Annotated in this window: 23 protein-coding genes; 5 read left to right on the top strand and 18 right to left on the bottom strand. The window is 68.1% G+C overall.

Annotated elements, in window-relative coordinates; all coding sequences use genetic code 11:
• Nucleotides 1-33: 33 nt before the first annotated feature.
• Nucleotides 34-969 (bottom strand): succinylglutamate desuccinylase/aspartoacylase domain-containing protein, encoded by a 936-nt coding sequence (locus ABIC90_RS00810; protein ID WP_354352141.1) that lies wholly within the window; start codon nt 967-969, stop codon nt 34-36.
• A 40-nt stretch (nt 970-1,009) separates the two neighbouring features.
• Nucleotides 1,010-1,960 (bottom strand): LytTR family DNA-binding domain-containing protein, encoded by a 951-nt coding sequence (locus tag ABIC90_RS00805; RefSeq protein WP_354352140.1) that lies wholly within the window; start codon nt 1,958-1,960, stop codon nt 1,010-1,012.
• 156 nt (nt 1,961-2,116) lie between these two features.
• On the opposite strand from ABIC90_RS00805, the gene ABIC90_RS00800 reads away from it, so the two are divergent.
• Nucleotides 2,117-3,358 carry an acyltransferase family protein gene (locus ABIC90_RS00800; RefSeq protein ID WP_354352139.1) on the top strand — a complete coding sequence of 414 codons (1,242 nt, stop codon included), beginning with the start codon at nt 2,117-2,119 and terminating at the stop codon, nt 3,356-3,358.
• On the opposite strand, the gene ABIC90_RS00795 is transcribed toward ABIC90_RS00800, so the two are convergent.
• The 10 genes from ABIC90_RS00795 to ylqF all read right to left on the bottom strand — a co-directional run bounded on the left by ABIC90_RS00795 (nt 3,270) and on the right by ylqF (nt 12,937).
• Entirely contained in the window at nt 3,270-3,734 is a 465-nt protein-coding gene (locus ABIC90_RS00795; protein WP_354352138.1) for a PaaI family thioesterase, read from the bottom strand. The two genes, ABIC90_RS00800 and ABIC90_RS00795, sit on opposite strands and share 89 nt — an antisense overlap.
• A 183-nt stretch (nt 3,735-3,917) precedes the next feature.
• Nucleotides 3,918-6,119: a TonB-dependent receptor gene (locus ABIC90_RS00790; protein WP_354352137.1), complete on the bottom strand. Its 2,202-nt coding sequence runs from the start codon at nt 6,117-6,119 to the stop codon at nt 3,918-3,920.
• A gap of 58 nt (nt 6,120-6,177) precedes the next feature.
• Complete coding sequence (locus tag ABIC90_RS00785; protein WP_354352136.1) at nt 6,178-7,680, bottom strand: ABC transporter permease subunit; 1,503 nt, start codon at nt 7,678-7,680, stop codon at nt 6,178-6,180.
• Between the two features lie 15 nt (nt 7,681-7,695).
• Complete coding sequence (locus ABIC90_RS00780; RefSeq protein ID WP_354352135.1) at nt 7,696-9,099, bottom strand: ABC transporter permease subunit; 1,404 nt, start codon at nt 9,097-9,099, stop codon at nt 7,696-7,698.
• Between the two features lie 2 nt (nt 9,100-9,101).
• On the bottom strand, nt 9,102-9,809 hold the full coding sequence (locus ABIC90_RS00775; RefSeq protein ID WP_354352134.1) for an ABC transporter ATP-binding protein: 708 nt from the start codon (nt 9,807-9,809) through the stop codon (nt 9,102-9,104).
• A 238-nt stretch (nt 9,810-10,047) separates the two neighbouring features.
• Nucleotides 10,048-10,197, bottom strand: coding sequence for a type B 50S ribosomal protein L36 (gene ykgO, locus ABIC90_RS00770; protein ID WP_125951190.1), 150 nt, complete (start codon nt 10,195-10,197; stop codon nt 10,048-10,050).
• A gap of 108 nt (nt 10,198-10,305) precedes the next feature.
• Nucleotides 10,306-10,764: a Fur family transcriptional regulator gene (locus ABIC90_RS00765; RefSeq protein ID WP_354352133.1), complete on the bottom strand. Its 459-nt coding sequence runs from the start codon at nt 10,762-10,764 to the stop codon at nt 10,306-10,308.
• 31 nt (nt 10,765-10,795) lie between these two features.
• Nucleotides 10,796-11,314, bottom strand: coding sequence for a DUF1772 domain-containing protein (locus ABIC90_RS00760; RefSeq protein WP_354352132.1), 519 nt, complete (start codon nt 11,312-11,314; stop codon nt 10,796-10,798).
• A 51-nt stretch (nt 11,315-11,365) separates the two neighbouring features.
• Nucleotides 11,366-11,959 (bottom strand): Crp/Fnr family transcriptional regulator, encoded by a 594-nt coding sequence (locus ABIC90_RS00755; protein WP_354352131.1) that lies wholly within the window; start codon nt 11,957-11,959, stop codon nt 11,366-11,368.
• A 15-nt stretch (nt 11,960-11,974) separates the two neighbouring features.
• A complete protein-coding gene (gene ylqF, locus ABIC90_RS00750; RefSeq protein WP_354352130.1) occupies nt 11,975-12,937 on the bottom strand; it encodes a ribosome biogenesis GTPase YlqF in 963 nt (320 codons plus the stop codon).
• Nucleotides 12,938-13,323: 386 nt separating this feature from the next.
• On the opposite strand from ylqF, the gene ABIC90_RS00745 reads away from it, so the two are divergent.
• Nucleotides 13,324-13,752, top strand: coding sequence for a CBS domain-containing protein (locus ABIC90_RS00745; protein ID WP_354352129.1), 429 nt, complete (start codon nt 13,324-13,326; stop codon nt 13,750-13,752).
• 146 nt (nt 13,753-13,898) lie between these two features.
• Entirely contained in the window at nt 13,899-14,258 is a 360-nt protein-coding gene (locus tag ABIC90_RS00740) for an HPF/RaiA family ribosome-associated protein (protein ID WP_354352128.1), read from the top strand.
• Between the two features lie 88 nt (nt 14,259-14,346).
• On the opposite strand, the gene ABIC90_RS00735 is transcribed toward ABIC90_RS00740, so the two are convergent.
• The 4 genes from ABIC90_RS00735 to ABIC90_RS00720 form a co-directional block, all read right to left on the bottom strand.
• Nucleotides 14,347-15,267 (bottom strand): SDR family NAD(P)-dependent oxidoreductase, encoded by a 921-nt coding sequence (locus ABIC90_RS00735; RefSeq protein ID WP_354352127.1) that lies wholly within the window; start codon nt 15,265-15,267, stop codon nt 14,347-14,349.
• Nucleotides 15,268-15,409: 142 nt separating this feature from the next.
• Complete coding sequence (locus tag ABIC90_RS00730) at nt 15,410-15,790, bottom strand: response regulator (RefSeq protein WP_354352126.1); 381 nt, start codon at nt 15,788-15,790, stop codon at nt 15,410-15,412.
• Between the two features lie 189 nt (nt 15,791-15,979).
• Nucleotides 15,980-17,536, bottom strand: coding sequence for a glutamate--cysteine ligase (gshA, locus tag ABIC90_RS00725; RefSeq protein WP_354352125.1), 1,557 nt, complete (start codon nt 17,534-17,536; stop codon nt 15,980-15,982).
• 130 nt (nt 17,537-17,666) lie between these two features.
• On the bottom strand, nt 17,667-18,329 hold the full coding sequence (locus ABIC90_RS00720) for an alpha/beta hydrolase (protein ID WP_354352124.1): 663 nt from the start codon (nt 18,327-18,329) through the stop codon (nt 17,667-17,669).
• A gap of 125 nt (nt 18,330-18,454) precedes the next feature.
• Between ABIC90_RS00720 and ABIC90_RS00715 the strand changes: the two genes are divergently transcribed.
• Together ABIC90_RS00715 and ABIC90_RS00710 are read left to right on the top strand one after the other, a co-directional pair.
• Nucleotides 18,455-18,763: a hypothetical protein gene (locus ABIC90_RS00715; protein ID WP_354352123.1), complete on the top strand. Its 309-nt coding sequence runs from the start codon at nt 18,455-18,457 to the stop codon at nt 18,761-18,763.
• A gap of 64 nt (nt 18,764-18,827) precedes the next feature.
• Nucleotides 18,828-19,307, top strand: coding sequence for a Fur family transcriptional regulator (locus ABIC90_RS00710; RefSeq protein WP_354352122.1), 480 nt, complete (start codon nt 18,828-18,830; stop codon nt 19,305-19,307).
• A 6-nt stretch (nt 19,308-19,313) separates the two neighbouring features.
• Here the strand turns inward: ABIC90_RS00710 and zigA are convergent, their stop codons facing one another.
• Nucleotides 19,314-20,519 (bottom strand): zinc metallochaperone GTPase ZigA, encoded by a 1,206-nt coding sequence (gene zigA / locus ABIC90_RS00705; protein ID WP_354352121.1) that lies wholly within the window; start codon nt 20,517-20,519, stop codon nt 19,314-19,316.
• Between the two features lie 89 nt (nt 20,520-20,608).
• Nucleotides 20,609-21,532: an SDR family NAD(P)-dependent oxidoreductase gene (locus tag ABIC90_RS00700; protein WP_354352120.1), complete on the bottom strand. Its 924-nt coding sequence runs from the start codon at nt 21,530-21,532 to the stop codon at nt 20,609-20,611.
• Nucleotides 21,533-21,580: the final 48 nt, after the last annotated feature.

Below are 21,580 nucleotides of genomic sequence, written 5' to 3'. Positions count from 1 at the left end.
GGCGGGCTGGTCGGCATCGGAGGTGGCCCGGTCTCAGATGGGCTTGGTCAGGTACACCGCCTCGCGCCCCACGATCACGCGCTGCGCGGGCATGAAGATGGTGCAGTCGTCGCAGGGCGCGCGAATTTCGTCGGGGCCGTTGGTTGCGATCAGCTCGCCCTTGGCAAAGGTCTCGAAGCCGATCAGCGGCCGCACGAACGCAAAGTCTTCCGATTGGATGACGTGCGTCTGCAGGAGCTGAAAGCGGCGCTGCGGCTCGGGCGCGGGCGTGGCCGGGTCCTTGTCGACGAGGCCGAAGTACGCGAGGAAGTCGTAGGTGACGGCGGTCGCCAGCACCGATGCGGAGCGCAGAAAGTGCTGGCCGCACTCGACCACCATCGCCACGCCCTTGCCGGCCGGCCCGCCGTGGCTGCCGTACTGGATGAGCGGCGTGCCCGAGCCCAGGCCGTCGGGCATCACCAGGTGCACCGGCGGGCGGCCGATGGCGAGCGCGACTTCGGCGTTGCGCTCGAACGCGGGGTACACCCAGAAGGGCACCACGGGCTGGCTGGTGGAGTGGATGTCGAGGATGTGATCGGCCGCGTCCACCACCGGGCGCAGCACGCGCGCGCGGCGCAGCTCGGGGCTGTCCTCGGCGCCGTCCAGCCATTCGGGGGACCAGATGCGGTTGAGGTTGTGCACGATCTGGCGGCTGTCGTAGGGCGACGCTTCCTTGAACGATTCGTAGGCGTCGATGTTGGCGAAGCTCACGGTGAGCGTGCCGATCTTGGGGCGCACGTTGTTGTCGAGCAGGTGCGTGGCGGCCGTCATGCCGCAGATCTCGTTGCCGTGCGTGAGCGCGTTGATGAGCACGTGCGGACCGGGCTTGCCCGATTCGAAACGGTGCACGTAGTCGATGCCGGTGTTGCCCTGGCGGTAGGCGGAAAGGTCGCGGGGGAGGACTTCGAAAGTGGGCGGGAGTTGGGTCATGGCGGCTGTTGGAATGGATTTGTGCGGCCGGGCAAGTTTGCTACAGACCGGAACGCAGCGCATCGCGATAGCGCCGGCTGCAGGGCACCGAGGTGCCGTCGTGCATGTGCAGCCGGGCGTCGCCGCCGTCCAGCGGCTCGATTTCCTTGATGCGGCCCAGGTTGACCGCATGGCTGCGGTGCACGCGCACGAACTGCGCGGGGTCCAGCTGGGCGAGAAAGTCGGTGAGCGTGGCGCGCAGCAGATAGTCGTGGCCGTTGACGTGCAGGCCGACGTAGTTGCCTTCGGCCTGGAGCCAGTCGATGTCGGTGGCGGCAATGAGGAATTCGCGGCGCAGCTTGCGGACCAGAAAGCGCTCCGGGCGCTCCGGGGGCGGCGGTGGGGGTGAAGGCACGTCGGGTGCAGGAGGCGCATCGGCCGCATCGGCGGGCGGCGGCGGTGGCGTGGCCTCAGGCGGGTCGGACACCCCCGCCTCCGGCGCATCGAGCACCCGCGCCTCGCCCTGCAGCCGCAGCATGAAAAAGCGGTAGGCCCAGATGCCGAAGACGATCGAGACGTAGACGCGCACGTCCTTCAGGTACTCGTAGCCCCACTGGCCGGCCCATCCGCCGAAGTCGTAGCGGCCGCCGGCCAAGGCGTAGACCAGCGAACGCACCGCGAACATCCCCGCCACATGGACCACGCTGATGACGACGCTGGCCACCACATGCCCCGCCAGAAAGCGCACCCAGCGGTCGGGCGCGAGCGGCGCCAGCCGGCGCTCCACGGCCACCAGCACCGGAACCAGCAGCAGCAACACCAGGTGGCTGGAGCCTTCCCAGGTCACGATTTCCCAGGTGGCGCGCGGCACGGCGCGGGAGCGGGCATCGATCACCGCCACCACGGTGCTGAACACCGCCTGCAAGCCCATCAGCACGATCCAGAAGCCGACTTCCACGTACCGGCGAATGGGCTCGTAGCGCTCGTACAGGTTTCTGCGGGACTCTTGCATGGCCGGGATTCTCGCCAACCGCCAGGGCGGCGGGCGAATTTCGTCCCTGGGGATCACCGCTCGTCACAAACCCCGGGCCATCCGTCCCGGCGGCGCCCCGCGGCGAGGCGCCGGGCCACACCATCGCGGCACTTTCTCCTATTCGAAGGCTTTGCGATGACCCCCGCGACTCCGATACATCAACCGAACCGGCGCCACGACATCGACGCCCTGCGCGCCCTGGCCTTCCTGTTCGTCATCCTCTATCACGTGGCCATGTACTACGTGGCCGACTGGCCCTGGCACCTCAAGAGCCCGCACGCGGCCGAATGGCTGCAGTGGCCGATGCGGGTGCTGAACCTCTGGCGCATGGACCTGGTGTTCCTGATCTCCGGCGTGTCGCTGGGTTTTCTCGCCCGCCACCAGGGCACCTGGGGCCTGCTGCGCAGCCGGGGCGCGCGGCTGATGTTGCCGCTGGTCTTCGGCATGCTGGTGATCGTGCCGTACCAGGCCTATGCCCAAGGCGTGGCCAACGGGCTGGTCGCGCCGGGCTTCGGCGCCTTCCTGCTGCGCTACCTGTCGATGGCCCAGCCGTGGCCCGCGCGTGCGTTCGACGGCGCGGAGTTCGGCATCACCTGGAACCACCTGTGGTACCTGCCCTATCTCTTCGTCTACACGGCGCTGGTCGCGCTGACGCTGCCGCTGTGGACATCGGGCGCGGGCCAATGGGTGCGCCGACGCTTCAACGGGCTGCGCGGCTGGGCGCTGTTGCTGCTGCCTGTGCTGCCGCTCGTGGCATGGGCGCTGCTGCTGGCCCCGCACTTTCCGCCCACGCACAACCTGGTGGGCGACTTCTACCTGCACAGCATCTACTTCACCGTGTTCCTCTACGGCTACTGGATGGGCGTGGACACGGGCATCTGGCAAGCGCTGGAGCGCCTGCGCCGGGTGTCGCTGATGCTGGCGGTGGCGGCCATCGGCGCCTTCATCGCGCTGCGGATCGGGGCCGAGGGCTCGGCGCCCAGGTGGCTGCTGGTGGCGCTGCGCAACGCGTACATGTGGCTGGCCATGGCCGCCATCCTGGGGCATGGCCACCGCTACCTCAACCGCCCGTGGCCGTGGCTGCGCTGGGCGAACGAGTCGGTGTACCCGTGGTACGTGCTGCACCAGACGCTGATCATCGTGGCCGTGGTCTGGCTCGCGCCGCTCTCGCTGGGGCCGGTGCTGGAACCCGCGCTGATCCTCGCGGCGACCATCGGCGGCTGCTGGCTGCTGACCGACGGGCTGGTGCGCCGCGTGCGCTGGCTGCGGCCGATGTTCGGGTTGAAGCTCAGGCGCGCGGCGGCGCAGCGGCAGTTGGCTTCGCCTGACTCTCTTCCACCGGAACCAGGATGGCGTTCCCCGTCGCGACGAGCTTGAGCACCCCGTCCCCCTCGCTGTCGCCCTTGCCGTCGGGCTGCGCGAAAAGCTCCGCCGCCACGAACACCTGCTTGCGCCCCGCCTTGACCACCCGCCCCCGCGCCACGAAGACGCGGCCGATGGCGGGCGAGAGGCAGTTCACCGAGAAGTGCGAGGCCAGCACGTGCCCGGACTGCGTGGCGGCCGCGAAGCCGCTGACCGTGTCGAGCAGCGCGGCGATCATGCCGGCGTGCAGGAAGCCGGCGTACTGGCCCATGTCTTCCTCGCGCCAGCGCATGCGCAATTCGGCTTCGCCGTCGGCGGCACGCGTGACTTCGAAGCCGGCCCATCGGTTGAAGGCGGCAGTGGCGTTGATGGCCTGGATGGTGTCGAGCATGCGGGCTCCTTGAAGAGGAATGAATGAATGACGCATCGGCGATGCGCACAGTCCACTCTACGAAGCACGCAACCCGCGCGTCGTCGCGCGGGTGACCGGCGACGGCGTTGCGGCTGCATTGGCGACAGCAGACCGGGTCACCCGGTTTGCACGCGCGCCCGCATCAATCAGGGCATCGGGCGTTCAGAAGTCGAACTTGGCCGAAACCTCGAAGGTGCGGCGCGGCGCCAGCAGCACCTGGCTGGTGGCGCGCCCGACCCAGGTCGCGTAGAGCTTGTCGGTCAAGTTGCGCACACGAAAACTCAACAGCGCGTTCTGCAACCGGTAGCTCACGGCCGCATCCATGGTGGTGTAGCCGTTGATGCGAATCTGGTTGGCGGTGTCGGTGAACATGTGGCCGGTGCGGTTCAGCGACACAAGGTATTCGAACCTGGAGCCGTCGGGCCGGTAGGTCGCAAAGACGTTGGCCACGCGCTCGGGCACGTTCGGCGGCGTTTTGCCCACGCGCGAGACGTTGCCTGCCTCCACGAGCGTGTCGAAGCGCGCATCGAGCGCCGCGAGGTTGCCCGCGAGCGTCCATTCGCGGGTGGGCTTCCATACCGCCGACAGTTCCAGCCCGCGCGACGACTGGCGCCCGTTGTTCACCGTGCTGGCCGCGTTGTTCGGGTCGCGCGACAGCACGTTGTCGAGCTCGATCTTGTAGGCCGCCGCGGTCCATTCGAGATTCGCCGCGGGCAGGCTCTGCTTGAAGCCGACCTCGGCCTGCTTGCCGCGCGACATCGGGAAGCCCGCGTTCGACGCCGACAGGAGGAAGAGCGAGCCCACCGGCAGCGTGGCGTTGGTGTACTGCGCGTAGATGCTCGACGCTGGCGTCAGGTCGTACACCGCCCCGATGCGGCTGGAGGTCGATCGGTAGCTGCTGCCGAAGCGGGTGTTGCTGCCCAGGTTGAGGTCGGTGATGGAACGGTCCACCTCGGTGCGGTCGTGGCGCAGGCCGCCGACCAGCGTGAGGTTGCGGATCGGCTTGAGCGCGTCTTCCACGAAGAGCGAGCTGACCCGCACCTTGGTGTTCATGTCGGTCCGGTTGCCGCCGCCCACGCTGAGCGCCGGGTCGTCGTTGAAGAAGCCCACGTAAGGGTCGAACACCGGCACCCGCAGCCGGTTTGCGGTGCTGGCGCTGCCGTTCGAAAAGCGGCGCTGGCTGCCGAAGCGCGTCTCGCTGTATTCGCCGCCGACCACGAAGCGGTTGCTCATGCCGGCGATGGTGCCCTTGTGCGTGGCGTCGATGCGGTCGAGCCAGAAATCCTGGTCGTGCGTGATCAGCGTCTGGTCGCGCGCGATGCTCGCGGGTGCCACGAAGGTGGCGCTCTCCGAATTGCGGAACACGCGGTTCGACTTGTTGGCCGAGAACTCATTGCGCCACGACCATCCGCCGTCCAGCTGGCCCGTGAGGCGCGCGCGCAGCCAGTAGGTTTCCGACGCGTTGTCGTCGTCCAGCACGTTGTAGTTGGTGCGCGTCATGCGCCGGTCGATCACGCGGCCGTCGGGGGTGCTCACCACGTTCGTCGGCTGCGTGGCGAAGCTGCGCGGCACGAGCGGTGTGCCCCAGTAGGCGTCGTTGTCGTCGCGCAGGTAGTCGAACGACAGGTCCAGCTTCACCGAGCCGCCGAAGTCGACCGAGAGGCCGCTGGTGAAGTGGTCGATGCGCTCGCCGTTGCGGTCGATGGTGCCGACCTTGCTGTCGTTGCGGCTGTAGTCGATGCGGTAGGCGCTGGCATCGCCGAGCGCGCCGCCGAAGCCGAAGGCCGCGCGCGTGGAGCCGTAGCTGCCGTAGGAAAGCAGGGCCTCCTTGTGCGGGTTGCTGCGGTCGGGCCGCTTGGTCACGAAGTTGACGACGCCGCCGATGGCGCCCTCGCCGTCGAGCACCGAGGCCGGGCCCTTGAGCACTTCGATGCGGTCGTAGTTCCAGGTGTCCTGCACGCGGTTGACCACGCCCGCGCCGGAGCTGCGAACGCCGTCGTAGAGGTACATCAGGCTGCTGAAGCCGCGCGTGGAAAGCGTGGTCGGCGAGGACGGCGGGCCGCCGCCGGACAGGCCCGCCATGCCGCGCAGAGCCTCGCTGAAAGTGCGCGCGCCGCGCTGCTGGATGGCGTCCTGCGAGAGGATCTCGACCGAGGCCGGCGTCTCGCGCACCGAGAGGCCCAGGCGCGAGGCACTGCCGCTCGAATCTTCCAGGTGCAGGCTGTTGGCGTCGCGGCTGCCTTCGATGGTGACGGTGCCCAACTCGGCCTGGTTGCCGGTGGTGCTGCTGCTGTTTTGTGCGTAGGCGGCCTGGAACGCCGTGACGGCGGCCACCGCCATGGCCGTGCGGGTGAACTGGATCATTGGAAGACTTGGTTGAACTGATGAAGGAAACCGAAAAGCAGGAATGCGGCGCGACGGCCTAGGCCACCGAGAAGCGGCGCAGCCGCCATGCGGCAAGGCCGAACAGCAGCAGGCTGGGCACCAGCAGTTGCAGCACGGCGAGCACAGCCTGATTGCGCACGAGGCCGGCGGGCTCTTCCTGCCAGGTGAAGGCGGGAATGCGGTCGAGGTCGGGCGGCGTGAGCGCTTCCCGCGCGTCGATGCGCGGAAAGAAGAAGGCCTTCCAGGCCTCGTGGTGCGCGACCGTCTGCGCCTCGAAGCGCGCATGGCGGCGTGCGCCGTTACCCGCCAGCGCGGTCATGCCTTCGTAGGCCACCGCCGCGGGCGACACCGCGCTGAAACGGCCCAGCAGTTGCTGCTGTCGCGCCTGCTGCGCGTCGAAGCGGGCCAGCGCCGGGCGGATCGCGTCGTCGACTTCGCGCTCGATGTTGTAGTTGGCCAGCGCGCGGCCGGCGATTTCGATCTTGCCGTTGCGCGGCACCAGGATGGCGCCGCGGCCCACATGCTGGTACTCGGTACCCAGCAGGTCCTGGTGGCGCTTCATCGCCTCGGCCGTGACCACGCGCTGGCGTGTGGCGAGCTCGGTGCGCGAAGGCGCGGGGGCCGCCCGGGTGACGGCCAGGTTCAGCAGCACCGGCGCAACCAGCACCAGCATGACCCACGCGATCACCAGCACCATCGCGTTGGTGGCCGACGAGGCGCCGAACGCGTTGACCGCCACCACGAGCGCAAACCAGAAGAGCGCATAGGCACCCACCAGCAGCGCCCACCACAGCGTGGCGCTGCCCATGGCACCGGACATGCCGGCGAGCCCCGCATGGCGCGAGATCCACAGCACCGCCACCGGCAGCAGCACGGCCGGCCCCAGCAGCACCGCGGCCCGCACCGTGAGCTTGCCCGCCAGCAGCGTGCGCAGGCGCAGCGGCTGCGAGAGCAGCAGCCGCAAGGTGCCGTTCTCGCGCTCCGCCGACAGCAGGTTGTAGCTGAGCGCAAAGATCAGCAGCGGCAGCAGGTAGACGATGACGAAGGCCAGGTCGAAATGCCCGCTCAGCAGGTGCCAGGGGTTCTCGATGTCGCTGGGGTTCATGAACACCACGCGGCTCTGGTTCGTGACCTTGTACTGGCTGGGGAAGAGATCGCTCTGCCCCAGCGCGACCGGGCCCAGCGGCGCGGTCGGCAGCAGCGTGTGCTGCCCACCGTAGCCGCTCGCCATGCGCGAGGGATCGGCCGGGTTCTCGAAGGGGGTGGGCTGCGCGGTGCCGGCAAGGATGGCTTCGAGCTGCACGCGCTGACCCGCGCGGGTGTCGCGGTCGGCCTCTGCCACGGCGGCCTGTGCGCGATCGCGCTTGGCCGTCTGCACGAGGCCGTTGCCCAGCGCGTAGGCCACGAGCAGCAGAAACAGCGCGCCGACGACCCAGAGGCCGCGCTCGGCGAGCATCAGGCGCACTTCCTGGCGCATCACGGCCAGCAGGCGGCGGCCCTGATGGGGTTGTGGAGGCTGGGGAGGATGAATGGAGGTCATGGGGTTCATCGCCCCTCAGAGCGCGCGCTGGCGCAAGGTGGCGAAGGCCGCGAACGCCGCCGCAAGCAGCAGGCCCACGCACAGCACGGCAAGGCTGCGCGCCTGGTGCAGCAGCGCCCACCCCACGCCGGGCGGGTGGTAGTCGAATGGCGGCACGGTGGCCCAGAGATCGGGCGTTGCCTGGTAGGAAAAATGGCGGTCGCCCAGCGGGTCGGCATGCGCCACCAGGTCCTGGCTCATCAGGTCCTGGATGTTGCGGCGATGCAGTTCGGCCGCGGTCGTGAAGCTGCGGTGGTGCGAGAAGTCGGTGCCGGCCATGCCCATCGAGAAGCTGCGGATCGCCAGGAGCGGCATCACCAGGCCGCTCCACTCCTGCACCTTCTGCTGCCGCTCCCAGGTGTCCCACAAGCGCCCGTAGTGGCGGTCGTACACCGCGTACGAGGCCTGGTCGTCCAGGCGCAGCGCAATGCCCCACTTGCTGAGGGGCACGTCGCGGCCCCAGCGTTCGGTGGTGCCGAAGTTGTCCTGCCAGACCTTGTTGGACACGGCCTTGAGCTCCGCGCCGAGTTGCTGGTTGAATTCCAGCCGCGTGGGGCTCGGGAACCAGGTGCGCGAGAGCTCGGAGAGCACGCGCGGCGCCATCACCGCCTGCGCGATCCACAGCGCCAGCAGCACGGTGATCGCCATGCGCGAGGTGGACGACAGCGCCGACACGCCCAGCACCCCGAACACGAAGATGCCCAGGTACACCGCATAGCCGAATGCCCAGGCGGCCAGGCGCAGCAGCGCGTCGATCCGCCCGCCGTGCTCCGCGCCGGCAGCCACCGCAACGGCCGCGACGATGGCGGCGGGCACCAGCAGCACGGCCAGCGAGGCCGCGAGCGCGAGCGCCTTGCCGGCCAGCAGCCGCAGCGGCGCCACGCCCAGGCTCAGCGTCTGGCGCAGGATGCCCTGCTCGCGCTCACCGGCAAATGCGTTGAAGCCCAGCACGATCACCAGCAACGGCCCCAGCACCTGAAGAATCCAGCCCACCGAAAGGTTGCCGAAGCGCTGCAGCCCGGTCGCGTCTTGCGCGGCGTTGAACTTCACCTCGCTCTGGCGGTGCGCCTGCAGCCACACGGTGCTGCCGATGAAGGGGTTGATGCCCGCATCGACCATCGACAGCGGCGGCTCGGGCTTGAAGGCGTGCATGCCCTGGTGGGCGGCGTCGTGCGGATGGCGCTTGTCCTGGTGCAGCCAGTCGCGGTAGTCCATCGCCTGTGCGGCGGTCTGTTCGGCGTGGGCGCCCTGCTGGTGGGCCCAGCCCACGGCCAGTGCGGTGAACAGCAGCACCACGACGAGCCCGCCGGCCCAATACAGGCGGCCGTCGCGCAGGCGTTCGAGAAATTCGCGTCTTGCGATCCAGTTCAGCAGCAACATGCTCAGGCTCTCATGTGCTGGAGGTAGAGCGACTGCAGGTCGGTGCGCGCAATTTGCGCTTCCCCGTCCAGGCTTTCGACGAGGCGCCCGCGCTTCATGATGCCCACGCGGGTGGCCGTCTGCTGCGCATGGAAGAGGTCGTGCGTGGTGGTGAGCACCGCCACGCCCTTGTCGGCGGCGCGGCGCAGCAGGTCGGAGAACTCGGCGGCGGCGTGCGGGTCCAGCCCCGAGGTCGGTTCGTCGAGCAGCAGCGCCTTGGCCTCCTTGGCCAGCGCGACCGCGATCCACACCTTCTGCCGCATGCCCTTGGAATAAGCGGAAACGCGCTTGTCTGCGGCCGCGTGGTCCAGGCCCACCTCGGTCATCAGCGCGAGCAGGCGCTCGCGCGGCAGCTCGCGGCCCAGCGCAAGGCCGGCGAAGAAGCGCAGGTTCTCCAGGCCCGAGAGCGTGCCGTACAGCGTGACCTGCTCGGGGATGTATGCCACGTCCTGCTTGGTTGCGACCGGATGGCGCGTGACGTCCACACCGTTGATCTCCACCGTGCCGCCGCTGGGCGCGATGAAGTTCAGGAACAGGTTGATGGTCGTCGTCTTGCCCGCGCCGTTCGCGCCCAGCAGGCAGTAGATGTCGCCGCCGCGGATATCGAGGTCCAGACGGTCCAGCGCCGTGTGCGTTCCGTACTGTTTGGTGAGGCCGATGGCTCGGAGCATGGAGGAGATTCCGGTTGGAGAGAAAGAGACGCGCGCAGGCCTCTGGCGGCGCGGGTGCGCCGATGTGGTTTTGTTTTTTGGCTGGAGGGGCGGTGGGAATCACCGCACCGGCGTTCGCTATCGGTTGGCCTACGGGCCGTCTGTCCCGACGCCCGGCTTCGAGCAGCTCAGCCTCAACGAACTGGGGAGCGCCGACCTTGTGGTCGGGCGTAAAGCCGAACTCGTGGTCGGCGTGCGTTCAACGCTTGTGCTTGTTCTTCGCGCCGCCCTGCCGCGCCTTGAAGCGCGGGTTGGATTTGCAGATCACGTAGGTGCGGCCGCGACGCGTCACCACCTGGCAATCGCGGTGACGCTTCTTGGCTTCCTTGAGCGAGGAGAGGACTTGCATGCGGGTCAATCGAGAAAGTTCGGACCCGCGACTATACGTTATTGATAATCAATTCTCAATAACATCGAAAAGCTGACGGCCAGCAGACCTCGGCCTGCAGCCGGGCGTTCAGTGCGCGTGGCGCGCGCTCTTCTTCCTGTCCGCGGCAACGCACGCCGCGCACAGCCCGTGCAGCGTCACCTCATGGCTCCTGACCTCAAAACCCTTGGGCGCCAGGTCGGTCATCGGTCCCGGGCAGGCGTGCAGCATGAACACCTGGCCGCAGCCGGAGCAATGAAAGTAGTGATGGTGGTGATCGGTTTTCTCGGCCGCCTCACCGCCGGGCTGCGAATGGCTGTGCGCATCGGCCCTGCACGCCACTTCGTAGCGCGCCGGCTCTCCCGGCAGTTCGACCTTGGCGATCTCGCCGTCGGCCAGCAGCAGCGAGACCTGGCGGTACACGGTAGACAGGCTGATCTCGGGCACGATGGCCCGCGCATGTTCGAGTATCTGCGGCGCGGTCAGTACCCGACCGGCGTCGCTGAAAGCGGAGAAAACGGCGTTGCGCTGGCGCGTGAGACGTTGCATGTTTCGATGATAGTGGGCGAGCCCCTTCCGGTCAGCGCTGGGGGCCAATCGCCCCGAAGGCCCGCGCGGGCAAGGCGAACAGCGCCAGCGCAAACGCCGCCGCGCTGGCCACGGCGCGCCACAGGTTCGCGGCATTCCATCGCTCGCGCGTCTGCGCCCAGTCGGAGGGCAACGCGCGCGGGTCCCACGACTCGGTGTACGCGTTCAGCGGCAGGTTGACCTGCGCGGTGAACACCACGATCCCCAGCGCATACAGCACGCCGGCCGACCCCAGGCACCACCACCAGCGCGCGCGCCACTGAGGCCAGGCCGCGAGCATGGCGAGCGCGCAGAACACCGGCGGGCCGAAGAAAAAGCTGAAGAACATCGCATGCCGCACGTTGCGGTTCAGGCTCGACTGCACCAGCGCATAGGTGCTGCCGTCCATCTGCTGCGTCGCGAAGTTGACATTGGCGCTGTAGGCCCAGAAAAAGCCGGCCATCAGGCCCAGCCAGAAAATCGCGAGACCGTGCAGGCCGAGTTGCAGCGCGGTCGATGAAAAGCGGAACATGGCGCGCCTCTGGAAAAACCCCCACTGTTCCAGCGTCCTGGGCGGCGCGCCTTAACCGTCGATAAGTTTCATGCCGGCGCGCAGCCGCGACAGCGAGACGTCGGTCATCCCCAGGTACGACGCGAGGTGCCTCAGCGGAATGCGCCGCACCCACTCGGGCCGTTCGCGCAGCAGGGCTTCGTAGCGCTCGCGCGCGGTGCACTGAAGAAAGACCTGCTCGCGTCGCATCTTGTCGTCGAGCAATCCGGCCAGCGCGTGCAGCTGCAGCGCGGTCCACGACGGCAGGCGCGCCACCGAAGAATCGAGCGCGGCGTACGGAAGACACCAGACCGTGGCCGGCCCCAGCGCCGCGATGAAGAAAGCCGCGGGCTCGCGCCGCAGCACATCGGTCACAGGCCAGATGAACGCGTCCTCCGCGTGGAAATTCTTGTTCGACTCACGGCCTTCGCTGTCAATGTAGAAAAGCCGCAGCAACCCCTGCTCGACCCAGAAGGCGTGCTGCCAGGGCGCGCCGGCCGCAAGCAGCGTGGCATTGGCGTCCAGCGCCACGCGATGCGCCTGGCCGGCCAGCGTGGCCAGCGCGGCGGACTCCAGTTCAGGGAAGCGACGCGAGAGCGTCTGTGTCCATGCATGGCTCGAAGACACGGCGGCCCCTCGGTTTCACGCGTCCTGTTCGGGCGCGGCCTCGGGCTTCGGCTTGCTCTTCTTGCCGCGCGCCGCCTTCTTCGCCGCGCGTTCGGCGTCGATGCGTTGCCCTTCGGCCAGCCACTGCGCGAACTCTTCGGGCGTCTCGAGCGTGATGCGCCCGAGGTTGCCCGCGCGAAATTCGTGCATCACGATCTCGGCTGCCTTCTGCAGGTTGACCCGGCCCTTGCCCAGCAGCGCACCGCGCTTGCGGCCGATGGTGTCGAGCACGTCCTCGTCCTTCATGGCGGCGATGGTGGCGGCGTCGAGCTCGACCAGCTTGAAGCGCGCGGAAATGCCCCCCGCGTAGTGCGTCTTGAGGTAGCCGAGCAGTTCCAGCGCCACCTCTTCCTCGTCGAAGGCGTTGCGCCCCACCGCGCCGCTGGCGGCCAGGTTGTAGCCGCTCTTGGGCACCACGATGCGCGGCCACAGCATGCCGGGCGTATCCCACAGGTAGAAGTCGTCGGCCAGCGTGATGCGCTGCTCCAGCTTGGTGATGCCGGCCTCGTCGCCGGTCTTGGCCTTGCGCCCGCCGGTGAGGGTGTTGATGAGCGTGGACTTGCCCACGTTCGGAATGCCGCAGATCAAGACGCGCATCGGCTTGGCCATGCCACCGCGGTTGGGCGAGAGTTCGTGGCAGGCCTTGACGATCTGCTGCGCCGGCGTGGTCAGGCTTGCATCGAGCCCGATGGCGCGGGTGGCGGGCAGCGCGTTGTAGTGCGCAAGCCAGAGCTTCGTGCGCTCGGGGTCGGCCAGGTCCTGCTTGTTGAGCACCTTGAGGGTCGGCCGGCCGGCGGTGAGCTCGGCCAGCATCGGGTTGGCGCTGGAGCCCGGCAGGCGCGCGTCGAGCAGCTCGATGACCACGTCGATGTCCTTCACCCGCTCGGTGATGGCCTTCTGGGTGGTGTACATGTGACCGGGGAACCACTGGATCGCCATCGATGGATGCTCTTTCTTCGCGCTGTCTGCAGAACTGGGAGTGGGTCGGCCCAGAGGGCCGGGCACGCATTGTGGCCGCTGAACCTGAATGGTGGCTGGACGCTATCTTTTCGATAGCTGCCGACACCCATTTTGCCTTCGCGAACAGCAAGGCACGCACATCGTCGTCGCAGGCACGACGCGCGAGCAGGTGCTCATGGCCATCGGCGACCCCGGTGGCGCTCAACCGCGTGCCGGCCCCGACGCCTTAAGTTCTCGAACGCCGATCCGCGCGCAATTTCCTGGAGGGTTATGCACCGCGCGGGCCGAGTACGCCCCTATGATTTGACCGAGTGCGGCGCTTCGCGCGCCGGTATGAATCAAGAACTTTTTGTGGAGTTACCGCGATGAAACCCGTCTCTGAACTGCTCAAGCGCCACGACTCCGCCGCCTGGCGCACCTCGCCCGACACCAGCGTGTTCGATGCGCTGGCCACGCTGGCCCATTTCGAGGTGGGCGCCCTCATGGTGATGGACGGCGAAAAGCTCGTGGGTTTTCTTTCCGAACGCGACTACACCCGCAAGGTTGCGCTGCAGGGCAAGAACTCCAAGGAGATGAAGGTCTCGGAGATCATGACGCCCGATGTGATGACCGTCACGCCCCAGACCCGCACCCGTGCCTGCATGACGCTCATGAGCCAGCGCAAGTTTCGCCACCTGCCGGTGGTGGACGGCGACCGGGTGGTCGGCATGATCTCCATCCAGGACTTGATGGACGACATCATCAGCGACCACGAAACCACCATCGAGCAGCTGACCACCTACATCCAGGGCTGAGCCCGCGTCCCGCCCGCCCCTGTTTTGCATCGCATCGCCGCATTTCGGACCCTGCCCGGCGCGTGGGTAGGGAATAGACCTACGCACGGTGTAGCGCTTCAGGGCGCACAGTGGGTCTTCGTTCATCTATTCAGCAAAGGCATTGCATGCAGATTCAGGTCAACACGAGCAACGGCATCGAGAACAAGGACACCCTGGAGCGCTGGGCCGACACGGAGATCAAGCAGCACCTCGCCCGCTTCGTCGCGGACGTGACGCGCGTCGAGGTGCACTTGAGCGACGAGAACCACGACAAGGCCAGCGCTGGCGACAAGCGCTGCGTGATGGAAGCCCGCCTGGCGCATCACAAACCGCTGGCCGTGACACAGCACGCCAACACGCTCGACGAGGCCTTCCGCGGCGCAGCCGACAAGCTCAAGCGACTGCTCGACAGCACGCTGGGCCGCCTGAACAACCACCGCGACCGCGATTCGATCCGCAAGGACGGCAGCTTCGTCGCCGAATAAGCGTCAGAGCATTTCTCTGAAGATCTGAAGGGGTCGGCCGCTTTCCGGCAGCGCCCCGGTCAGGCTGCCCGCCCCCGCTCCCCCCCCCTTAGCCCCTCCCGGCGATCGCCTTCGCAACCTCGTTGCTACCTTGAGCGGCGCCGCTCTGCGGCACGGACTCGTCCACGCGCGAAGTCACATCGGCCAGCCGCGCGGCCAGTTGCTCGGCGGCGTCCGGGCCGCTGCCCAGCCACGCGCCCTGCGTCAGCGTGATGTGCGCCGCTTCGAACACACCGGCACCGGCGCAGAGCACGGTGCGGTTGGGCGCATCCTGCGAGGCCAGCACCAGCATCGCAGGCACCACGGCCTCGGGCCGGAAGGCTTCGAGCATGTCCTGGGGGAACAGGTCCTCCGTCATGCGGGTGGCCGCGGTGGGTGCCAGGCAGTTGACGCGAATGTCGTTCTTGGCGCCCTCGATGCTCAGGGTCTGCATCAGGCCCACCAGCGCAAGCTTGGCGGCGCCGTAGTTGCTCTGGCCGAAGTTGCCGTACAGGCCCGACGACGAGGTCGTCATCACGATGCGGCCGTACTTCTGCTGATTCATAAGCGCCCAGACGGCCTTGGTGCAGTTCACCGCGCCCATCAGGTGCACGTCGACCACCAGCTTGAAGTCGGCGACTTCCATCTTGGCAAAGCTCTTGTCGCGCAGGATGCCGGCGTTGTTGACCAGGATGTCGACGCGGCCCCAGGCATCGACGGCCTGCTGCACCATCGCCTGCACCGCCCCGAAGTCGGTGACGGATGCGCCGTTGGCAATGGCCTCGCCGCCGGCGGCCTGGATCTCGTCGACCACCGCCTGTGCGGCACTCACCGAGCCACCGGAGCCGTCGCGCGCGCCGCCCAGGTCGTTCACCACGACCCTGGCGCCGCGCGCCGCCAGGGCCAGTGCATGCTGGCGGCCCAGGCCCCCGCCCGCGCCGGTGACGATGGCCACGCGGCCCTTGAAATCGATGGAGTTGCTGCTGCTCATGGGTGTCTCTGCTCTGCTTTCGTTGGGGATGTTCCGGGCCCTGCCGCTGTGCGGCAGCGTGGCGTTTTACCCCATAAAAGCCCGGCGCGTCCCTGCGCAGGCGCATGCACAGTCACCGGCGCGTCACCGGTGTACCGGCACGTCAGTGCGTCGGTGGGCGCATGGCGGCGCAGTACGCCACCAGCTGATCGAGCTCGGCGGATTTGTCGAAAAAGGCATCGGCGCCGAGCTGGGCCGAGCGATCGCGCATGTCGGCCGTGGCGTAGTTGCTGAGCACCACCACCTTCTGGTGCGGTGCGCGGTTGCGGCAGGCGTTGATCACGCCCAGGCCGTTGCCGCGCTTGAGGAAGAGATCGACGATGGCCAGGTCCCACTCGTCGCGGTGCTGGTGCAGCCAGGTCACGGCTTCGTCCTCGGTACTCGCGGAGGCCACGACCTCGGCGTCGACCACGTCCTGCAAAAATCCAACGAGGTTGTCGCGGATCATGGGACTGTCCTCGACAAGGTAGGCCTTGAAAGTCATGGGAAAACCGATGGATCTGGACTGGCGGGGTGCGGGCTTGCGAGGTGCATGGAGCCATCCTCGCAGCGCCGAGCCGGTGCGCGGTGAGCCATGCAGGCCAATGGCTGTAGGCCATACGCCAGCACGCCTGTCGTCTGCGGGCGGCGAAGGCCCGTCGCCCAGCACTCGGCTCCAGGCTTTCGCTGGCCCTTAGGCCGCGACGGCCATACGGCTGCGGGTCATGCCCAGACGCGCGGGCGAGACGTACTGCTCGCGGTAGATCTCGAAGGGCATGGAGTCGGCCGCCTCGATGCGCTTCTGCGCCTCGATCGACTCGGCGGTCATGCGCTCGAACCCGGCCTGCTGCTCGGCCGAGAACGGCAAGGCCAGCAGCGCGGCGCGGGTCTGTTCGGACTGCGCGCGCACGAAGCCGACGAAGGAGTTGCCGTGCTGCTGCTCGATCGCCGCGAGCACGCGGGCCGAGGGCAGGCTGTCGGGGTTCTGCAGCGCGGCCCGGGCGGCCTTCACCGCGTCGGCGTGCAGCGTGCCGCCCTGCGCCGCATCGAGCGCGGCGGCCAGCGGCAGGCACTCCTCGACGAGCTCCATGCCCCAGGCGGTCAACGTCACTTCGCTGCCGCCGCGCGCCAGAAGCAGGCCCGGCTCGCGGCCGCGCGCGGCGGTGAGGTGCTGGTTGTGGGCCAGGTCGGCGATTTCCTGCGGGGTGTCGTCCGGGCTGTCGCTCAGCAGGCAATGCAGCAGGAACACGTCGATGAAGCGCATGGTCTGCGCATTGATGCCGACGGTTTCGAAGGGGTCCAGGTCCATGAGCCGCACTTCGACGTACTCCACGCCGCGCTCGCGCAGCGCATGCAGCGGGCGCTCGCCGGGGTTGATCACGCGCTTGGGGCGGATGGTGCCGTAGAACTCGTTCTCGATCTGCAGCAGGCTGGTGCCCAGCTGGTTGTAGTCGCCGCCCAGGTTGCGGATGCCGATGGCCTCGTAGCCGGGCCAAGGGCGGGTGAGCGCGTCCTGCAGCGAGGCGCCGTAGCCTTCCAGGCTGTTGTAGCTCACGGCCAGCGAGGCCTGCGCGTCGCTCTGGTAGCCCAGGCGGCCCATGCGCAGCGAGGTGCCGTGCGGCATGAACATGCTGCCGTCGCCGAGCGGCTGCAGCTCGTGCGGGCGGCCCGCGACAAAGCTCGAACACAGCGCCGGCGAGGCGCCGAACAGGTACAGCAGCAGGAAGGCGTGGCGGCGGAAGTTGCGGATCAGCGCGAAGTACTGTTCGCTGGACACCTCGGGCAGCGACCAGTTGTAGTGAATGCCCGAAATGGTCTGCATGCGGCGGCCGTAGCGGTGGCTCAGGCCCATGCGGTAGACGCTCTTGGCGCGGCCCACGTTCGACGAGCCGTAGCGGCCGATGGGGATGGTTTCGTCCGTGGGCAGGCCGCAGGGCATGCTGGACACCCACAGGCGCTCGTCGCCCAGTTGGTCGAGCACGCGATACGTGAACTGGTGAACCCGGGTGAGCTCTTCGAGCGCCGCTTCGACGCCGGCGTGCACGCCCGTGATCAATTCGAGCTGCGATTCGCTGAAGTCGGTCGTGATGTGCGGATGCGTGAGCGCGGAGCCCAGCGCCGTGGGGTGGGGCGTCAGCGCGAGCTTGCCGTCGGGCAGCGCGCGCAGGCTTTCCTTCTCGATGCCGCGTCGCATGCCCTGGAGGCGTGCGGTTGAAATTGCACCCAACCTCTCCTGCAATCTGTTGCTCATATTGTTATGGCCCATCAATCTTCTGAGGGGCTGGAAGGTAGCACGGGCGCGCGGGCGCTGCTTGTGCAGGGAATCCCTCGGTTTGCAGTCCTGCGGCGCGCTACTTTTTTGATAGCTGACGGCGGCCCGTTCAGCCCAGCACGCGCAGCAGGAACCGGTTGAGGTCGGCGATTTCTTCCATGCAGACCGAATGCGCCATCGTGTACTCGTGCCATTCGACGGCATGACCCAGCGCCGCGAGCGCGTCGCGCGATTGAAGGGCGGCCGCAAGGGGCACCACCGGGTCTTGCCGGCCATGGGCCAGGAAAACCGGCGTCTCGTGGTTGGCCGCATGGCGCTCGGCCGCGGTGGTGGCGGCAATCGGCAGGTAACCCGAGAGGCCGACGATGCCGGCCAGGCGCTCGGTGTGGCGCAGCCCGGTCATGAGCGCCATCGCGCAGCCCTGGGAAAAACCGGCCACCACGATGCGGTTCGCGGCGATGCCACGGGCCTTTTCATTGGCGATCAGCGCCTCGATGGTGGCCTGCGAGCGGCGCAGGCCCGCTTCGTCCTCGCGCGCGGCCAGGTCGGCCACGGCGATGTCGTACCAGGCCGGCATCTGGTAGCCGCCGTTGATGGTCACGGGAATGACCGGCGCGTTGGGGAACACGAAGCGCACCGGGCCCACGCTGGAGAGGTCGAGCTCGTTGGCGATCGGCAAGAAGTCGTTGCCATCGGCACCCAGGCCGTGCATCAGGATCACCGTGGCGGTGGGATGGGGCGCGGTTTCTATTTCGATCGGAAGACGGGACATGGTCGGGCAGGGTAAGTCGAGGACAGGGATGGCCGGACCTTAGCGCATTCGAGCGGTTGGCTGACTTGCGGGCCGCGCCATCCCGACCAAGATGGTGCCGAACCGAAGGAACAAAGGAACCCCGCGTGAGCCCATCCCCTCCCCTGGTCGAAACCAAGTTGTCCGGCGTGGTGCTGGTCTGCGGCGATTGCGAAGAACGCAGCAACGGCCCCACCCGGCTCAAGGCCAGGCAGGTCCGCAAGGAACTCAAGCGCGACCTCGCCCACATGCCCGGGCGCCTCCGCGTCGTCGAATGCACCTGCCTGGGCCTTTGTCCGAAGAAAGCGATGGCCCTTGTGGCGGTGGCGGGCGGCCATTCGCCGCTGGCCGCCGAGGTGTGCCGCGACGGAGACGTTTCGGAATTCGCCAAGGCACTCGCAAGGACCGCGCGTTAGCCGGGTAACCATTTGCCCGTGCGCAGCGCAAATGGCGCCGGGATGCAACACAATCGCGTTTCGCATGAAGACCACCACACCGCACCCGAAGCCCCCGCTTGCAGCCGCCGCTGCCTTCGACAGTGAAGCCATGCTGCGCGAGAGCGGCTTGCGCGTGACGCGCGCCGCCCGGACCGTGCTGGAGCTGCTCCGGCACACCTCGCAACCCCTGACGCATGACGAAGTGGCCGCGGCCTACACCACCGCCACGGGCGAGGCGCCCGACCGGGTGACCATCTACCGCGTGCTCGACCGCCTCGTCGATGTGGGCCTGTGCGATCGCCGTGTGGGCGCCGACCGCGTCAACCGCTTCGCGCTGCATGTGGAAACCGCGTCGGGCAACACCTTCGAATGCGACCAGTGCCACAAGGTGCTGGCGCTGCCGTCGGATCCCGAACTGCCCAAGGTGATGGGCCGGCTCGGGCGGGCGCTGCGCAAGCAGGGCATCGACACCCGCCAATCCGCGCTCACCCTGCACGGCACCTGCGGCGACTGCGCACGATAGGCCCGATCAGACGTTCCAGGACGGGAACGGGTCGGGCAGGTTCTGCCACCACGAGGCGCCGTAGCGCATCTCTTCCTCGGTGAGCAGGCAGGCATCGAGTTGCGCGCGCAGGGCGGCCTCGTCCATCCCGATGCCGATCAGCACCAGTTCCTGCCGCGCATCGCCGGTGGCGGGGTCCCAATTCTTGCGGATGAGGTCCAGTGCATCGTCGTCGGTCGGCCAGTGCTCGCGCGGCACCGCCGCCCACCAGAAGCCCGCCGCGCCGTAGCGGCAAGCCCCGCCGGCCTGCGACCACGACCCCGCGCGCGTGGCCCGGCTCGCGAGCCAGAAGAAGCCCTTGGAGCGCACCACGCCTTCCCACTCGCTCTGCACCAGGTCCCAGAAGCGCTGGGGATGAAAAGGCAGGCGCGAGCGGTAGACGAAGCTGCGGATGCCGTATGCCTCGCTTTCGGGCACATGCTCGCCGCGCAGCTCGGCCAGCCAGCCCGGCGCCTGCTCGGCCTGCTCGAAATCGAAGAGGCCGGTATCGAGCACGCGGTCCAGCGCGACGCGGCCGAACTCCGACACCTCGATGCGGGCGCGCGGGTTCAGGCTGTGCAGGATGGCCATGAGCCGCTCGCGCTCCTCGCGCGTGACCAGGTCGGTCTTGTTGACCACCAGCACGTCGCAGAACTCGATCTGCTCGATCAGCAGGTCGACCACCGTGCGCGTGTCCTCGTCGCCCAGCGACTGGCCGCGCTGGCCCAGACTATCGGGCGAGCCGTAGTCGCGCAGGAAGTTGAAGGCGTCGACCACCGTGACCATGGTGTCCAGCCGCGCCACATCGGCCAGGCTCTTGCCGTCTTCGCCCGCGAAGGTGAATGTTTCGGCCACGGGCAAGGGCTCGGAGATGCCGGTCGACTCGATCACGAGCTGGTCGAAGCGCCCTTCCTTCGCCAGGCGCCCCACCTCGATCAGCAGGTCTTCGCGCAGCGTGCAGCAGATGCAGCCGTTGCTCATCTCGACCAGTTTTTCGTCGGTGCGCGAAAGCTCGGCGCCGCCGCCCCGCACCAGCGCGGCGTCGATGTTGACCTCGCTCATGTCGTTGACGATGACCGCCACGCGCCGGCCTTCGCGGTTGTGCAGGATGTGGTTGAGCAAGGTGGTCTTGCCCGCGCCGAGGAAGCCGGAAAGAACGGTAACGGGGAGACGTGAGGAAAGGCCGGTGTTCATGGGGGTGTGCGCTTTCTATAGATGCAACAGCATTGCATTATAGGAATGGGGCGCAACACGGTTGCACTTGGTGCAACCCCGCCGTCCCGCTACATCGCCGGCATCTCGAAAGCCTCGACCTGCCGCCCGTCGATGTCGGTAAAGCCGTATTCCCGCGCCAGGTCGCCCACGCGCAGCACCACGCCGGTTTTCTCCAGCACCTTCGCATCGCCCGCCAGCGCCGCGACCGCGCGGCCCAGGTAGCGCGGCGATTCGGTGGCCGCCAGCGCCGGCCGCTCCTGCCAGTGCGCCTCGTCGGTCTTGTGCCCGGCCAGCACGAACTCGGTGCGCATCCAGCCCGGCGACACGGCGATGGAAGCGACGCCGTGGGGCTTCAGGTCTTGCGCCATGCCGAAGGCCAGCCGCGTCATCGCAGCCTTGGCGAGGTCGTAGAAGAGGTTGCCCTTCATGTAGCGGTCGCGGTCCCAGAAGGTGGTGGCCACGATCAGCCCGCGCTGTCGGCGCACCATCAGCGGCGCGGCGAAGCGGCTGGCCAGCAGGTGGTTGCGCACGCCGCGGTCGAACATCGAATCCCAGTTCGCGAGCGGGTGCTCCCAGAAAGGCGCCTCGAACACGCCGTTGAAGGTCTCGTGGCCGCCCCAGGCGTTGTTCACGAGCAGGTCGAGCCGGCCCGCCTCGCGCTCGACGCGATCGAACAGCGCCTTCACTTCGTCTTCGCGGGTGTGGTCGCAGCGCACGGCGATGCCGCGGCCGCCCATGCGCGTGACCTCCTCCGCGGTGTCGTCGATGGTGCCGGGCACCGCCTGCATCTCCGACAGGGCCAGGATCTGGCCGTAGCTGTCCGCGGGCTTCTCGCGGGTGCTGCGGCCGGTGACATACACCGTGGCACCGGCAGCGCCCAGTTCCACCGCAATGCCCCGGCCCGCGCCGCGGCTGGCGCCGGTGACCACGGCAACGTGCCCCTCCAGGCTCTTCGGGCCCTTCAGCGGATTCGTGTTGTCGTTCTGCGTCATCGTGGTTCCTTCTTCAATCGGGTTGGCTGGATGCCCGCCCACGATAGG

Origin of the sequence: Variovorax boronicumulans, assembly GCF_040544675.1 — a bacterium.
GTDB classification, from domain to species: domain Bacteria; phylum Pseudomonadota; class Gammaproteobacteria; order Burkholderiales; family Burkholderiaceae_C; genus Variovorax; species Variovorax boronicumulans_D.
Note: the sequence above shows the minus strand (reverse complement) of the source record. Positions and strands in the feature narration are given on the sequence as shown.